Annotated in this window: 15 protein-coding genes and 2 pseudogenes; 13 read left to right on the forward strand and 4 right to left on the reverse strand. The window is 65.4% G+C overall.

The genetic code is table 11. The features are described from left to right. Position 1 precedes the first annotated feature (1 nt). Positions 2-2,344, forward strand: coding sequence for an NAD-dependent DNA ligase LigA (gene ligA, locus EJL01_RS12410; RefSeq protein ID WP_125107937.1), 2,343 nt, complete (start codon positions 2-4; stop codon positions 2,342-2,344). 690 nt (positions 2,345-3,034) lie between these two features. Then, a protein-coding gene (locus EJL01_RS12415) for an IS3 family transposase (RefSeq protein ID WP_125108055.1) occupies positions 3,035-4,146 on the forward strand; the annotation gives its coding sequence in 2 pieces (ribosomal slippage) (positions 3,035-3,305 and positions 3,305-4,146; 1,113 coding nt in all). Between the two features lie 48 nt (positions 4,147-4,194). Here the strand turns inward: EJL01_RS12415 and EJL01_RS12420 are convergent. Next, positions 4,195-4,380, reverse strand: a pseudogene (locus tag EJL01_RS12420) (IS3 family transposase); the annotation flags it as partial. Positions 4,381-4,783: 403 nt separating this feature from the next. Here EJL01_RS12420 and EJL01_RS12425 point away from each other — a divergent pair. The 5 genes from EJL01_RS12425 (at position 4,784) to EJL01_RS12445 (ending at position 7,319) form a co-directional block, all read left to right on the forward strand. Continuing rightward, on the forward strand, positions 4,784-5,566 hold the full coding sequence (locus EJL01_RS12425) for a DUF2382 domain-containing protein (protein ID WP_125107938.1): 783 nt from the start codon (positions 4,784-4,786) through the stop codon (positions 5,564-5,566). A 273-nt stretch (positions 5,567-5,839) separates the two neighbouring features. Then, entirely contained in the window at positions 5,840-6,250 is a 411-nt protein-coding gene (locus EJL01_RS12430) for a phage holin family protein (RefSeq protein ID WP_125107939.1), read from the forward strand. Then, positions 6,237-6,629 (forward strand): DUF3618 domain-containing protein, encoded by a 393-nt coding sequence (locus tag EJL01_RS12435; RefSeq protein ID WP_125107940.1) that lies wholly within the window; start codon positions 6,237-6,239, stop codon positions 6,627-6,629. The genes EJL01_RS12430 and EJL01_RS12435 overlap by 14 nt, the downstream gene beginning before the upstream one ends. A 33-nt stretch (positions 6,630-6,662) precedes the next feature. Next, a complete protein-coding gene (locus tag EJL01_RS12440) occupies positions 6,663-6,965 on the forward strand; it encodes a DUF4235 domain-containing protein (RefSeq protein ID WP_241209221.1) in 303 nt (100 codons plus the stop codon). Positions 6,966-7,028: 63 nt separating this feature from the next. Beyond that, positions 7,029-7,319: a YhjD/YihY/BrkB family envelope integrity protein gene (locus EJL01_RS12445; protein ID WP_241209222.1), complete on the forward strand. Its 291-nt coding sequence runs from the start codon at positions 7,029-7,031 to the stop codon at positions 7,317-7,319. Here EJL01_RS12445 and EJL01_RS12450 read toward each other — a convergent pair. Together EJL01_RS12450 and EJL01_RS12455 are read right to left on the reverse strand one after the other, a co-directional pair. Beyond that, positions 7,303-8,477, reverse strand: a protein-coding gene (locus tag EJL01_RS12450; protein WP_241209084.1) for an IS3 family transposase whose coding sequence is annotated in 2 segments (ribosomal slippage) — positions 7,303-8,198 and positions 8,198-8,477 — 1,176 coding nt in all. Because the reading frame shifts where the segments join, the coding sequence is not laid out codon by codon here. The genes EJL01_RS12445 and EJL01_RS12450 overlap by 17 nt on opposite strands. Before the next feature lie 79 nt (positions 8,478-8,556). Then, positions 8,557-9,443 (reverse strand): annotated as a pseudogene (locus EJL01_RS12455) (IS3 family transposase); the annotation flags it as partial. A 172-nt stretch (positions 9,444-9,615) separates the two neighbouring features. Between EJL01_RS12455 and gatC the strand changes: the two are divergent. The 3 genes from gatC to gatB are packed head-to-tail and all read left to right on the forward strand — an operon-like array spanning position 9,616 to position 12,936. Next, positions 9,616-9,915, forward strand: coding sequence for an Asp-tRNA(Asn)/Glu-tRNA(Gln) amidotransferase subunit GatC (gene gatC, locus EJL01_RS13030; protein ID WP_164509824.1), 300 nt, complete (start codon positions 9,616-9,618; stop codon positions 9,913-9,915). After that, positions 9,915-11,423 (forward strand): Asp-tRNA(Asn)/Glu-tRNA(Gln) amidotransferase subunit GatA, encoded by a 1,509-nt coding sequence (gene gatA, locus EJL01_RS12465; protein ID WP_125107942.1) that lies wholly within the window; start codon positions 9,915-9,917, stop codon positions 11,421-11,423. Before gatC ends, gatA begins: the two co-directional genes overlap by 1 nt. Positions 11,424-11,427: 4 nt before the next feature. After that, complete coding sequence (gene gatB / locus EJL01_RS12470) at positions 11,428-12,936, forward strand: Asp-tRNA(Asn)/Glu-tRNA(Gln) amidotransferase subunit GatB (protein ID WP_125107943.1); 1,509 nt, start codon at positions 11,428-11,430, stop codon at positions 12,934-12,936. Positions 12,937-12,993: 57 nt separating this feature from the next. Here the strand turns inward: gatB and EJL01_RS12475 are convergent, their stop codons facing one another. Continuing rightward, positions 12,994-13,332, reverse strand: a complete 339-nt coding sequence (locus EJL01_RS12475; protein WP_125107944.1) for a hypothetical protein — start codon at positions 13,330-13,332, stop codon at positions 12,994-12,996. A gap of 178 nt (positions 13,333-13,510) precedes the next feature. On the opposite strand from EJL01_RS12475, the gene EJL01_RS12480 reads away from it, so the two are divergent. The 3 genes from EJL01_RS12480 (at position 13,511) to EJL01_RS12490 (ending at position 14,502) form a co-directional block, all read left to right on the forward strand. Continuing rightward, positions 13,511-13,780, forward strand: a complete 270-nt coding sequence (locus EJL01_RS12480; protein WP_125107945.1) for a VOC family protein — start codon at positions 13,511-13,513, stop codon at positions 13,778-13,780. A 99-nt stretch (positions 13,781-13,879) separates the two neighbouring features. Next, the gene (locus EJL01_RS12485; RefSeq protein ID WP_125107946.1) at positions 13,880-14,149 is read left to right on the forward strand and encodes a hypothetical protein; all 270 of its coding nucleotides are present in this window, start codon (positions 13,880-13,882) and stop codon (positions 14,147-14,149) included. After that, positions 14,146-14,502, forward strand: a complete 357-nt coding sequence (locus EJL01_RS12490) for a type II toxin-antitoxin system RelE/ParE family toxin (RefSeq protein WP_125107947.1) — start codon at positions 14,146-14,148, stop codon at positions 14,500-14,502. The genes EJL01_RS12485 and EJL01_RS12490 overlap by 4 nt, the downstream gene beginning before the upstream one ends. Positions 14,503-14,575 lie beyond the last annotated feature (73 nt).

Raw genomic sequence — 14,575 nt, forward strand, 5'->3', positions numbered from 1 at the left:
CATGGCCGACCGCGATCCCGCCCTGGAATTCGATGAGGCTCGCGCGGAGGCCGATCGGCTCGCCGATCAGCTCACCGAGTGGTCGGCGGCCTACTACGAGGGCGACACGCAGCTCGTCGCCGACGCCGAGTATGACGCGGCGATGGCGCGCCTGCGCGAGCTCGAGGCGCAGTTCCCCGAGCTGCAGTCGCAGGACTCACCGACACAGGTGGTCGGCGGCGGCGCATCCTCGCTCTTCGCCGAGGTGACGCACCGCGAGCGGATGCTCTCGCTCGACAACGTCTTCTCGGTCGAAGAGCTGCGCGCCTGGCTCGAGCGCACGGATGCGGCGGCCGGCGGCAAGGTGCGCTGGCTCACCGAGATCAAGATCGACGGCCTCGCGATCTCGCTCACGTACGAGCGGGGCAAGCTCGCGATCGCCGCGACGCGCGGCGATGGCCGCACGGGCGAGGACGTCACCGAGAACATCGCCGACATCGCGGCGATCCCGCAGCAGCTCGCGGGCGAGGGCATCCCCGATCTGGTCGAGGTGCGCGGCGAGGTGTTCTTCCGCGTCGACGACTTCCGCGCCCTCAACGAAGAGCAGGTCGCGGCGGGGGAGCCACCGTTCGCGAACCCGCGGAATGCCGCATCCGGCTCGCTGCGCCAGAAGCGCGAGGGTAAGACCGGCACGAAGCTCGAGTTGATGCGCAAGCGCCTCGGCCGCCTCAGCATGTACGTGCATGGCATCGGCGCGTGGGAGCAGGGTGCGGTCGCCGCGCCGCGCCTCGAGAACCAGTCCGACTACTACGAGCTCTTCGCGAGCTGGGGCCTGCCGACGAGCCCGCACACGCGCGTGCTCGAGTCGGCGGACGCCGTGGCCGAGTACGTCGCGGAGTACGGCGAGCGCCGCGCCTCGATCGAGCACGAGCTCGACGGCGTCGTCGTGAAGGTCGACAACCTCGCGATGCACGACGAGCTCGGCGCGACCGCCCGGGCGCCCCGCTGGGCGATCGCCTACAAGTACCCGCCCGAAGAGGTGCACACGAAGCTGCTCGACGTGCGCGTCGGCGTTGGCCGGACGGGCCGCGTCACGCCGTACGCCGTGATGGAGCCGGTGCACGTCGCGGGCTCGACCGTCACCTTCGCGACGCTGCACAACCAGGATGTGGTGCGCGCTAAAGGTGTGCTGATCGGCGACACGGTGGTGCTGCGCAAGGCGGGCGACGTGATTCCCGAGGTGCTCGGGCCGGTGCTCGCCGAGCGGCCGGAGGATGCGCATCCCTTCGAGATGCCCGCGACGTGCCCCGAGTGCGGCACCGAACTGCGGCCGATGAAGGAGGGCGACGTCGACCTGCGCTGCCCGAACGCCCGCAGCTGCCCGGCGCAGGTGCGCGGCCGCGTCGAGCACATCGGTTCGCGCTCAGGCCTCGACATCGAGGTGCTCGGCGAGGTGACGGCCGCGGCGCTCACGCAGCCCGATGAGCCTGAGACACCGCCGCTCGTGACCGAGGCTGCGCTGTTTGACCTCACGCTCGACGAGCTCGTGCCGATCGTCGTGACGGTGCGCGACGCCGATACCGGCGAGCCGAAGGTGGATGCGGACGGCGCCTCGCGCCAGCGCACACCTTTCCGCGTCGTCAAGGCGAAGACCTACGCGCCCGAGGCCGAGGGCATGACCGCCGCCGAGCGCCGCAAGGCCGGGTTCAAGAAGGATGTGCCGGTGTACGGTGCGTCGACGCAGGCCCAGAAGCTGCTCGACGAGCTCGAGAAGGCGAAGACGAAGGAACTGTGGCGCCTGCTCGTGTCGCTGAACATCCGCCACGTGGGGCCGGTTGCAGCGCGCGCGCTCGCGGACTGGTTCGGCTCGCTCGACGCGATTCGCGCGGCCTCGGTCGAAGAGCTCTCGGCCGTCGAGGGCGTGGGCCCGATCATTGCCGAGTCCATCGCCGAGTGGCTCCAGGTCGACTGGCACCTCGAGATCGTCGACCGCTGGACCGCCGCCGGCGTGCAGTGGGCGACGCCCGGTCACCCGGGCCCGGGCGCTCGGGAGGAAGTCGAGGGGCCGCTCACCGGCCTGACGATCGTCGCAACCGGCACGCTCGAGGGCTTCACGCGCGAGGGCGCGAAGGAGGCGATCATCGCAGCTGGAGGCAAGGCGGCGGGATCGGTCTCGAAGAAGACCGACTTCGTTGCGGCGGGCCCCGGCGCGGGTTCGAAGCTGACGAAGGCGGAAGAGCTCGGCATCCCGGTGCTTGACGCCGACGGCTTCCGCCTGCTGCTCGACGGCGGCCCGGATGCGGTGGCAGGGCTTGCTGCCGACACCGACACCGACACCGACGCCGACGCCGACGCCGACGCCTGACGCCGCCGCCTGCGCCGCAAGTGGCGCTGTGAGCGACGACCGGCGCCGTCAGGATCGCGCCACTCGTCGCTCCTGTCGGCACTTCGTCGCGCCAGGGTCGCTTGGTCACTCTATCGTTGGTATGGTCCGATCGGCCCATCTGTGAGTGGCCGCAGACGGGGTCCGAAACTCGCGCGAGACGGCCCGATGCGGTCGCACGCAAGCGTTCGATGAGCTTCAAGCTTCTAGAGAAAGTGGCTAATGGGGCCCATTTAGGGGTGCCTTCTGTCGAAGCTTCCAGTCAACGATACGTTGGACAACTTGTCGTGCCCGCTCGTGACATGGGCAGCCGTCGTCCTAGCTCAACTGCGTCAGGTTCTCTCACGGCTTGTCGGAAACCTGCTTAGCATGCACACATGCGCCGAATGATCGTTCTTGCCGTCCTTTCCGTCATCCTTCTCGCGGGTTGTGCGACTGGGAGTGCCGGGATCTCCGCAGGCACGAAGACTCCGGCCCCACCCTCCACCACCTCCGCGGATCTGGAGGCTGTTGTTGACGACTGCCGCCAGGCCGCCATCGATGACGTCCTATTTGGCTTCGAGGGGTCAGGTGGGAGTGGTGCTACTACTGGCATGACCCCCTAATTTCGGTCCACGAGTTATGAGAGTCGCACTAGCGCCCGGCGCTCCGGGCAGGAAAACTGGTGTGACCATGACAAGCAAGAGAAGACGCCATACCCCGGAACAGATCATCCGGAAGCTCCAAGACGCTGAGAAGCTCCAGGCAGAAGGCCACGACGTCGCCGCCACCGCCCGCGAACTGGGAGTCACCGAGGCCACCTACTACCGGTGGAAGAACCAATACGGCGGGCTCAAAGCCGAAGACGCCAAACGGCTGAAGGAACTTCAGAAGCAAAACGACCGGCTCAAGAAGCTCCTGGCCGAGGCCGAGCTGGAGAAGGCCGCGCTGAAGGAGCTGGCGGAGGGAAACTTCTAAGCCCGGACCGGCGCCGAGCAGCTGCGCGACACCTGATGGCCACCATGGGCATCAGTGAACGCAGAGCCACCGCGCTGGCCGGGCTTGCCCGATCCGCCTTCCGCCGGGCACTGAAGTCTGAGAACGCTGGTGATCCTGATGCTGGGCTGCGGGCCTGGCTACGGGCTTATGCAAAGGACCACCCGCGCTGGGGCTACCGACGGGCCTACTATGACGCCCGAGCCGAGGGCTGGGCGGTCAACCATAAGAAGGTCCAGCGGCTCTGGCGTGAAGAGGGCCTGCGGGTGCCCGTGAAACGTCGACTCAAACGCGTGGGGTCCTCCACCACGGAAGCCCCACAGGCCGGCGCGCCGAATGTGGTGTGGGCGGTGGACTTCCAATTCGACGCCGATGAGACGGGCCGGGCGATCAAGATCGCCTCGATCGTCGATGAGCACACTCGCGAATGCCTGGGCGGGATCGTGGCCCGCAGCATCACCGGTGATGACCTCACCGCCCACCTCGACGCTATCGCCGCGCAGCGGGGACTGCCACAGGTTCTGCGGTGCGACAACGGCCCGGAGCTGATCAGTAAGGCGATGGCCGACTGGGCTGGAGAGGCCACGGGGATCTACTACATCCCACCCGGTGCCCCGTGGCGCGATGGCTACGTGGAGTCCTTCAACAGCCGAATCCGAGACGAGTGCCTGAACATCACCAGCTTCTGGTCCCTAACCCATGCTCAGGTGATCATCGGCGATTGGAAGAAGGAGTACAACACCATCAGACGCCACTCAGCGCTCGGCTACCGCAGCCCGGCTGAGTATGCTGAAATCTGTACCCATTGAAGGAACCGCGGCTCGCATACTGCCCGGACCTACTCCCGGGGGCATTCCATCCTTGACCGCTTTGGTCCGTGTGGCGTTCTTCTCGTCGCCGTAGTGCTGAAGCCATCGATACCAGGTCGCTTCGGTGATCTGCAGCTCCTTGATGACCTGAATCATCGGGCGACCGTCGTTGAGCATCTTCTGGCCTTGGCGCACCTTCGCGATGACCTGACCCGGGGTATGTCTACGTGCCATGGTTGTGACTTTCCTCCTGCATCCATTATCGGATGCGAAACTCACATAGTCACTGGACTCCTACTTGGGGACCCAGCCACTTGGAATCTACACAAGTCTCCTTCACTGAACCCGGAGATGACAGGGTCTGCGCTCATCCGGGCTCCTTCGAAAGGCGCCTTCATCGCGGAACGGACGGACGCGCCCAGGCGCCGCGAGACGAGGTCCAGGGTCGATCGCACTGTGCTCAGCGGAACTCGGAAGCGTCGCTCGCGACTGGTCGAACGCGAGGCCGCGTCACGTTCATGAAGTTCCCAGCTACTGTCAACAGAACAGCCACCTGGCGGTATTAGCTTGGGACAGGTCCTGATCTTAGGACGTGGCTCCCCGAAGGTCGGGGGCACAGGAAGGTGAGTGATTGAACGTGGTCAACAACAACTTCGACATCGACTCCATCGAGAACGCAGACGTCTATGACAGCGAAGGTGGCAAGGTCGGCTCCGTCGGACAGGTCTACGTCGACGATCAGACCCAGGAACCAAAATTCGTCACCGTGAACATGGGTCTCTTCGGCACCAAGGAGACCTTCATCCCCTTCAGCGCCACCAACTATTCGCCTGAGGGCCTGAAGGTGCCGTTCACCAAGGCCTACATCAAGGACGCCCCCAACATCGACGTTGACGGTCACCTCAGCGTCGAGGAGGAGCATCGCCTGTGGGATTACTACAGCACTGACACCGGCACCGGCACCGGTCGCCACGGCACCGACACCGGCCGTACCGGCACTGATGCTGGCGGCCGGGGTGCTGATGCCGGAGATGCCGCCAAGATGGTCGCTCACGAGGAGCGGCTGAAGGTCGGTACCCAGGAGCGCGAGGCCGGTCAGGTGCGGCTGCGCAAGCGGGTGCGCACTGAGCATCAGACCGTTGAGGTCCCGGTCCAGCGTGAGGAGCTGGTGGTGGATCGTGAGAAGGTCGATCCGAACTCGGCTGAGGCTCGTTCTGCTGGCACCATCGATGGTGCGGGTCAGCAGGAGGAGACGGTGACGCTGCGGGAGGAGCGTCCGGTGGTGGATAAGGAGACTGTGGTCACCGAGAAGGTCAATGTCGGCAAGCGCACGGTGCAGGACACCGAGACGGTCTCTGATGAGGTTCGCAAGGAAGAGATCGATGTCGAGGGTGAGGACAAGCCCGGTAAGAAGCGGTGAGTGAGATCGCTGCAGGTTGAGCGTTTCGTCTCTGCCGAGGGGCCGGTTCCGGGCACGCGGGATCCGGCCCCTCGACAGGTGCTCTGTGACATCAATCCCAGGCACGTGGAGGGGCACCCCGAGAAGACACGAAGGGCTTCCTCAGACCCACAAAGCAGTCGCTGCACGTTTCTCGTCCGATTCGTTTACCAGGGTGGCCTCAAATGGTAGCTTCATCTTCCAGCGTCAGTGGCAACCAGGTTCTACGTCGTTTCACAGTCAAGGGCACACGTCATGAGTCACCCAGCAAAACCCTCAGAGCCCACAGTTCCTGAATTGATGACTCGCCTCTCGGAGCAGACCTCACGACTGGTCCGCGACGAGATGAGACTGGCCCAGGCGGAATTATCAGCCAAGGCCAAACAGGGCGGAATCGGCGCCGGATTCTTGGGGGCCGGAGGCATCCTGGCATGGTTTGGTTTCGGCGCTCTGATCGCCACAGCCATTCTTGCCTTGACGCTGGTCCTGCCGGCATGGGCCGCAGCGCTCATCGTCACGGCCATTCTCTTCATCGCTGCCGCCATCGTGGCTCTGCTCGGCAAGAAGAAGGTGGAGCAGCTTTCGCTGGCACCCGAACGGACAATCACCAACGTCAACCGAGACGTTGCCGAGGTTAAGGAACACAGCCGCCATGACGCCCCCTAGACATGAGGATTCGAAGGTCTCCCGCTCGACCGCTGGTGTTGCCAGCGTTTCCGCTGCGCCGCCGGAGCCGGAAAAGGGTGCCTCGCAAGAGGAGATAGAGGCTGACATTGAACGCACTCGGCGCGAGCTTGGAGAGACCGTCGAGGCACTGGCGGAGAAGTTCGATGTGAAATCACAGGCCCGAAGGCAGATCGCCGCGACGAAGCACCGCGTCGCTGAACAGACGAACGACGCACGCCAGCACGCCCTCGGATACCTCCAGCGTGCCGAGGCGCTTGTCATCGACGAGCACGGCAAACCCACCACGTACGCATGGATAGGTGTGGCGACGATCGCCGCGACCATGGCCGTCGTCGTCGGCCGGTCTCGTAAGAGCTGACCCCGCGTTCTTGCAGCACCGCTAGGAAAGGAAATGACGATGGCCAATAAAGAATCCAGCAACACTTCAGCGAAGCTCCTCTATCGTCCGATCGGGCTGGTCAACGGCCTGATCAGCGGTGCTCTGGCGGGTGTGTTGTTCAAGCAGATCTGGAAACGGATCCCGTCAGAACACCGCGACGATGCACCCAAAGCCTTGGAGTCCGACTTCAACCTCGGTGAAGTTCTTCTGGCGGCTGCGGTTCAGGGGGCACTCTTCGCCTTCGTCAAGGCGCTGGTGGACCGCGGGGGCGCTCGGGCGTTCCAGCGTCTCACAGGAGAGTGGCCGGGCGACTGAGTCCAGCCCAACTTTGTTCCTCAGGAGCGCGTGCTCCCAGTACACCCGGAGAAAGGCACGTCCATGTCTCACAGCTCCCGTGAAAACACTCAAAGCGATCCTGCGGACGCTCCTCATCCCGAAGATGAGTGCAAGCCTGACTCTCCTGGTGAGATCACCAAACCCGCATGGAAGTACATCCTCAGGACCACGGTCCACGAATTCTCCGCTGACGGCTGCACCGATCTGGCGGCCAGCCTCACCTACCGCACTGTCCTAGCGATCTTTCCGGCGCTGATCGCGGTGGTCTCGGTGCTGAGTCTGTTGGGTCCGCTGAAGGTTTGGTTGACCTCCGGGTTTATGCCGCCAGTGTAGCGGCTGGGTTCATGATGAGTTCGAACTCGATGGGGGTGAGTTTCCCGAGTCGGCGTTGACGGCGTTTGCGGTGGTACTTGCCCTCGATCCAGGACACGATGGCCAGGCGCAGTTCCTCTCGTGTGCCCCAGGATCGACGGTCGAGGACGTTCTTCTGCAGGAGCGCGAAGAACGACTCCATCGCGGCGTTATCGCCACATGCCCCGACCCTGCCCATCGAGCCACGTAGCCTGTGGCGCTTCAGCGCTTTGCGGAAGCGGCGCGACCGGAATTGGGACCCTCTATCGGAATGGACGATCACCCCAGCGGGCCGGCCTCGGTGGGCCACTGCCATCTCGAGCGCGTTGACGGCGATCCGGGCCTTCATCCGTGAATCGATCGAGTAGCCGACGATCCGGTTGGAGAACACGTCCTTGATCGCACACAGGTAGACCTTGCCCTCGCGGGTGCGGTGCTCGGTGATGTCGGTCAGCCATAGCTCGTTGGGGCCGTCGGCGCTGAACTGCCTGTTGACCAGGTCATCGTGAACCGGCGCGCCGGCCTTCTTGTAGCGAGTCTTCCGCGTGGTGAACACCGATTGGATGCCGGCGACCCGGCACAACCGCCACACTCTGCGCTCGGACAACTCGTAGCCCAACTCAGCGAGGTCGTCTGCCAGCACCCGGTAGCCGCCCTCCGGGTCGTCGTTGTGAAGCTGATGCAACACCGAGATGAGCTCTTGCTCCTCGGCCTCACGGGCTGACACCGGTTGCTTGAGCCACTTGTAGTAGCCCTGTTTGGAGAATCCCAGTATCCGGCACGCGACCGCCACCGGCACCCTCACCCGGGCACCGACCGCGGCCATCTCCTTCACGAGCGGATAGATCATTTTGGGGGCGTGATGTGAGCCTGCGACAGATACGCCGCCGCGCGCCGTAGCACCTCGTTTTCCATCTCCAACTCCCGGATCCGACGCAGTGCCTGCGACATGTCCTTGCGCGCCTCTGGATCGGTGGTCGGGGTCATCCCATGGGACTTGAACCTCGCGTCACGGAGCCATGCCTGCAGCGTGGTTTTCGCCACTCCGAGGTCCTTGACGACCTGCTTTTGAGGGATACCCGACTCGACCAACGCGACCGCGTCGCGCTTGAACTCGTCGGTGTAGGTGATCTTCGGCATGGTTGCCATCCTTTCAGCACGACGCCCTCTCAGGAATCATGCGGTCTTGGAGTCAACCAAACCTTCGGCAGTCCCGGGTCATGACGAGATCGGTGTGTTTGCTGGTCTGCGCGTGCCAGGCCACGATCCGTTGCGAGAACACGTCGAGGATGAATGCGACGTACACCCAGCCGGCCCACGTGCGGACGTAGGTGAAATCGGTCACCCAGGTGTGGTCCGGCCGTGGTGCGGTGAAGTCGCGGTTCAGGAGGTCACCGGCACGCGCGGCGTTCTTGGCGGGGATCGTGGTTCGGATGGCTTTCGCCCGCGTGATCCCGACGAGTCCGAGGGCACGCATAGCGCGGTCCACGGCACCGCGGGACGCGTCCGCGATGGCAGTACGGCGGATCAGCGCGGTCATCTTCCGCCGCCCATACAGGCCCTCAGGAGTCAGCCGTCGACGGCGGGTCCCGTCGGGACGTTCCTCAACGTTCCAGGCCGTGTCACGCACGGCATCGAGTACGAGCGCGTCGGTCACGGTGCGGGTGCTGACGCGGCCTTGTTTCCAGGCACGGTAGGTGCGCGCGGCGATCTGCACGCCCTGCTCCCGCAGGACGCGAATGATCGACTCGACCGCGTGACCTTCAGCGCGCAGGTGGTCAATGAACCCCAGCATTACCGGTTGCGGGGGTCGAGTTCCCCCGCGAAGAAAGTTGTCGCTGCTTTCAAGATCGCGACGTCCTCCCGGAGCCTGCGATTCTCTGCTTTGAGCTGTTTGATCTCTGCGGCTTCCGCACTGGTTTGCCCGTCGCGGACTCCTGCGTCGATATCGGCTTGCGCGACCCAGCGCCGGAGTGATTCCGCACCGATACCTTCTTGCCGTGCGACCGCGGCGATTGCCTGTGAGGTCGAGGGATACTCGGCACGGTGTTCGAGCACGAGCCTGACTGCTCGTTCGCGGAGCGCGGGATCAATCTTCTTTGGCATGACGCCATCCTTCCAACTCAAAAGGGAGCGGCATCAAACCCGGGACGGTTCACTTTTTGTAGTCTTACCGCCTTGGAAACTACAAAAAACGACCACTCAACGGAAGGGGTCGGGGTGCGGGGTGGGCGAACTAGACTGGATTGGTCGTAATCGCACTCGAAGACGGAACGGTATGTCAGACATCACTCGTGCAGACGTCGAGCACCTGGCGGAGCTCTCGCGCATCGATCTCACGGAAGAAGAGATCGGGCGCATGACCGAGCAGCTCGGCGCCATCAACCAGCTCATCAGCAAGGTTCAGGAGGTCGCGACGCCCGACGTTGCGCCCGCAAGCCACCCGTTCGTGAACGCGAATGTCACGCGCCCCGACGAGGCGGCGCCGACCCTCGACCGCGATGAGGTGCTCGAACAGGCCCCCGACCGCGACGAGACCCGGTTCAAGGTCACCGCGATCTTGGGGGAGGAAGCCTAATGACCGACCTCACCAAGCTCACCGCCGCCGAACTCGCGCAGCGCCTGACGGCCGGCGAAACGACCTCGGTCGAAGCGACGCAGGCGCACCTCGACCGCATCACTGCCGTTGACGGCGCCGTGCACGCGTACCTCACCGTCGACGCCGAGGGCGCGCTGCAGCAGGCAGAGGCCGCCGACGCCGCCCGCGCCGCAGGCGAAACCACCTCACTGCTTGCCGGCGTGCCGATCGCGGTGAAGGACAACCTCGTCACCCGCGGCCTTGAGACCACGGCGGGCAGCCGCATCCTCGAGGGCTGGCAGCCGCCGTACGACGCGCACGTCATCGAGCGCCTGCGTGCCGCCGGCATGCCGATTCTCGGCAAGACGAACATGGATGAGTTCGCCATGGGCTCGTCGACTGAGACCTCGGGCTTCGGCGCGACGAACAACCCGTGGGGTCTCGACCGGATTCCCGGTGGCTCGGGCGGTGGCTCGGCCGCGGCCGTCGCCGCCTTCGAGGCACCGATCGCGCTCGGCACCGACACGGGGGGCTCGGTGCGCCAGCCCGCCTCGGTCACCGGCACCGTCGGCGTGAAACCGACCTACGGCGGCGTGAGCCGCTACGGCGCCATCGCGATGGCCTCGTCGCTCGACCAGATCGGCCCCGCGGCACGCACCGTGCTCGACGCGGCGCTGCTTCACGATGTCATCGGCGGCCACGACGTGCGCGACCAGACCTCGATGACCCACGACTGGCCGTCGTTCGCTGCCGCCGCAAAGGCGGGCCTCAAGGCGGATGCGGTGGCCGGCCTGCGAGTCGGCGTGCCGCGCCAGCTTGCCGAGGGCGAGGGCTTCGAGGCGGGCGTGCGCGAGCGCTTCCAGGAGGCGCTCGACGTGCTCACCGCCCGCGGCGCAACGATCACCTGGATCGACCTCGACACCCTCGACTACGCCGTCGCGGCGTACTACCTGCTCATGCCCGCCGAAGTCTCGAGCAACCTCGCCCGCTACGACTCGGTGCGCTACGGTCTCCGCGTCACCCCCGAGGGCGCGAACGTCGAGCAGGTCATGAGCGCGACCCGCGCCGCCGGCTTCGGCGACGAGGCGAAGCGCCGCATCCTGCTCGGCACCTACGCGCTGTCGAGCGGCTACTACGACGCGTACTACGGCTCCGCGCAGAAGGTCCGCACGCTCGTGCAGGGCGACTTCGACCGCGCATTCGGCGAGGTCGACGTGCTCGTCGCACCGACGTCGCCGACGGTCGCGTGGAAGCTCGGCGAGCGACTCGACGACCCGACCGCGATGTACGTCGCCGACATCACGACGATCCCCGCGAACCTCGCGGGCATCCCGGCCCTCTCGCTGCCCATGGGCCTCAGCGAGGGCCTGCCCGTCGGCTTCCAATTCATGGCACCCGCGCGCGAGGACGCCCGCCTCTACAAGGTCGGCGCCGCGCTCGAGGCAGCACTCAACGAACAATGGGGGAGCCCGCTCTACGCGCAGGCCCCCGAGCTGAAGGAGGCGTAGCGAGATGGCGAAGCCGGAACTCATGGACTTCGATGCCGCGCTCGAGAAGTACGAGCCCGTCATCGGCCTCGAGGTGCACGTCGAGCTTTCGACGAAGACGAAGATGTTCTCGCCCACACCGAACCCCTCGGGCGACGAACACGACGCCGAGCCGAACACGCAGATCGGCCCCGTCGACCTCGGTCTGCCGGGCACGCTGCCCGTCGTGAACGAGGAGGCGGTGCGCTACTCGATTCAGCTCGGGCTCGCGCTCGGCTGCTCGATCGCCGAGGAGTCGTCGTTCGCGCGCAAGAACTACTACTACCCCGACAGCCCCCGCAACTACCAGATCTCGCAGTACGACGACCCGATCGCGTTCGAGGGCGAGGTCGAGGTTGAGCTCGAGGACGGCACGGTGTTCCAGGTGCCGATCGAGCGCGCGCACATGGAGGATGACGCGGGCAAGCTCACGCACATGGGCTCGACCGGGCGCATCCAGGGCGCGAGCTCGTCGCTCGTCGACTACAACCGCGCGGGTGTGCCGCTCGTCGAGATCGTCACGAAGCCGATCTTCGGCGGTGAGGCACGCACCCCCGAGCTTGCGGCGGCGTATGTGTCGACGATTCGCGACATCGCCCGTTCGCTCGGCGTCTCGTACGCTCGCATGGAGCGCGGCAACCTGCGCTGCGACGCGAACGTGTCGCTGCGCCCCCGCGGCGCGGAAAAGCTCGGCACGCGCACCGAGACGAAGAACATCAACTCGTTCCGCTCGATCGAGCGCGCCGTGCGCTACGAGATCCAGCGCCAGGCCGCGCTGCTCGAGAAGGGCACCGCGATTACGCAGGAGACGCGGCACTGGCACGAAGACACCGGCCGCACCTCGTCGGGGCGCCCGAAGTCCGACGCCGATGACTACCGCTACTTCCCCGAGCCCGACCTCATGCCGCTTCGCCCGAGCCGCGAGCTCGTCGAGCAACTGCGCGCGGCTCTGCCCGAGCAGCCGGTGCTGCGCCGCCGGCGCCTGCGCGGCGAGTGGGAGTTTAGCGGTCAGGTGTTCCAGGACATCGTCAACGGTGGCCTGCTCGACGCGGTCGACGAGACGGTCAAGGCCGGTGCGGCCCCGCAGGGCGCCCGCAAGTGGTGGCTCGGCGAGCTGAGCCGCCTCGCGAACGAGCAGGGCGTGCACCCGACCGCCCTCGCGACGCCGCAGCAGGTTGCCGAGCTCGAGGCACTCATCGCCGACGGCACCGTCAACGACAAGCTCGCGCGCCAGGTGCTCGAGGGCGTGCTCGCGGGCGAGGGTTCGCCGCGCGAGGTCGTGGATGCGCGCGGGCTCGCCGTGGTCTCGGACGACGGCGCGCTCATCGCGGCCATCGACAAGGCGCTCGCGGCACAGCCCGACGTGCTCGCGAAGATCCAGGACGGCAAGGTGCAGGCCGCCGGCGCCGTCATCGGCGCGGTCATGAAGGCCATGGGTGGCCAGGCCGACGCGAAGCGCGTGCGCGAGCTCATTCTCGAGCGCGCTCAGGCGTAGCGACACGGACGAAGTGGGCGGTGGGCAGTGTGCCCGCCGCCCACTTCGTCATTTCCCTCATCCGAGTCGACGTGCGATGTGGCGCTTGTGCCATCGTCGGAGCAGCCACACGAGCAGAACGCCGCAAATCAGGATGATGCCCATCGCAATGGTGAGTTCGTAGCCTGGCGGCACGACCGTAGGGCCGTCCGGGTCGTCGAGCCTGTAGACGCAGCTCTGCCCCAACGGCCACCAGCTGTGTTCATAGGTCCATATCGAGACGCCGATAGGGATCGACAAGTCGCAGTCATTCGCATCAAATCGTGCGCCGATCAACCACGCCGCGAGCAGCAGAAAGCAGGTCAGTGCGACAGCAAAAGCGATGCTGGTTCGGTAGAGAAATGTGTGCAGGCGCATTCACTCAGTCTGCGCGCGCACGGCCGTCGTACCAATAGCCCGATCGGGCCATGGCCGACACTTATCCGGGTCGCTGGCCCGTTGCCTTTCATTTATTAGCACTGTCGAACCCCAAATGCCGTGTCTCGGACGGACCCGCGCCAGCAGTCGTCGACTGTGGACTGAGAGAATTGCTGGCGTGACCAATTCTGACCCCACGCTCGTGCCTGAGCTGCTCGTGACCCACACCCCTACGAGCCTCGAGTTGTGGTGCGGCCTGTGTGGCTTCACCATCGACTATCAACGCCAGGACGAAGGATTCGCCTACATCTCCCGCGGCAGTGCGCATGTGGTGCTCGAACAGCAAGGAGTAAGCCGGAACTGGATCACCGCACCGCTGGAGCGTTCCTTGGGGCAAGCGACTCATCGTCCAGTCAGAGGCCACGCAGTGATTCGCGGAACATACTGACAGCGCGACTGCGTGCAGTAAGTGGCGTCGGAGCGGTCAGCGCCGTGAGTTTGACGGCGTCATCTGCCGGCATTGAACGAGCCGTCGTAGAATGCCTTCATGAAATCGACTCTGACCGAAGTGCTCGATGCAGCGCGTGCGCTGCCGCGCGCCGAGCGAGCCGAGATCGCGCAGGAGCTGATCGCTTCGCTCGCAACCACGAACGAGCACGACGAGGCGCGTTACGCCGAACTCAAGGCGGCCGTGCAAGTCGGAGTCGACCAGATCGACCGGGGCGAAAGCATCCGCATCCCCGCAAGTGAGCTTCAGGAGTATCTGCAAGGGCTAAGCCGCGAGGCGACCGAGCGCGGTGCGCGAAAGCCGGCGTGACGTACGCAGTTGACCTCACGCCTGCGGCTCGCGCTGACATCGTTGATGCGCTGGGATGGTCATTGGAGAACTTCGGTGCGGCCGTTCGCGACGGATACGAAGCTCTGGTCTTCGCAACGTTGGGCGTCATTAGTGTGGATCCGAGGTTTCCTGGCTCGCATGATCGTTCCGACCTCGCTGACGGGTTCCGCACGCTGCATCTGAGAGCTTGCCGTGACCAGGTGAGCCCTGCTGTGCGACGTATCTCGCACCCTCGGCACTTCGTGGTCTATCGACAAGTTGCCGACGCCATCGAAGTCGCTCGTCTGCTGCACGACGCGATGGATATTCAGGCTTGGCGCATCACAAAATAGGCTCAGGGAAAAGTCACCCCAAATCACCTCGGCAGCAAGCAACAAGTGGCAGGTCAACCCGAAAGCGCGGGCT

The organism is Gulosibacter massiliensis, from assembly GCF_900626105.1.
Taxonomy (GTDB): domain Bacteria; phylum Actinomycetota; class Actinomycetes; order Actinomycetales; family Microbacteriaceae; genus Gulosibacter; species Gulosibacter sediminis.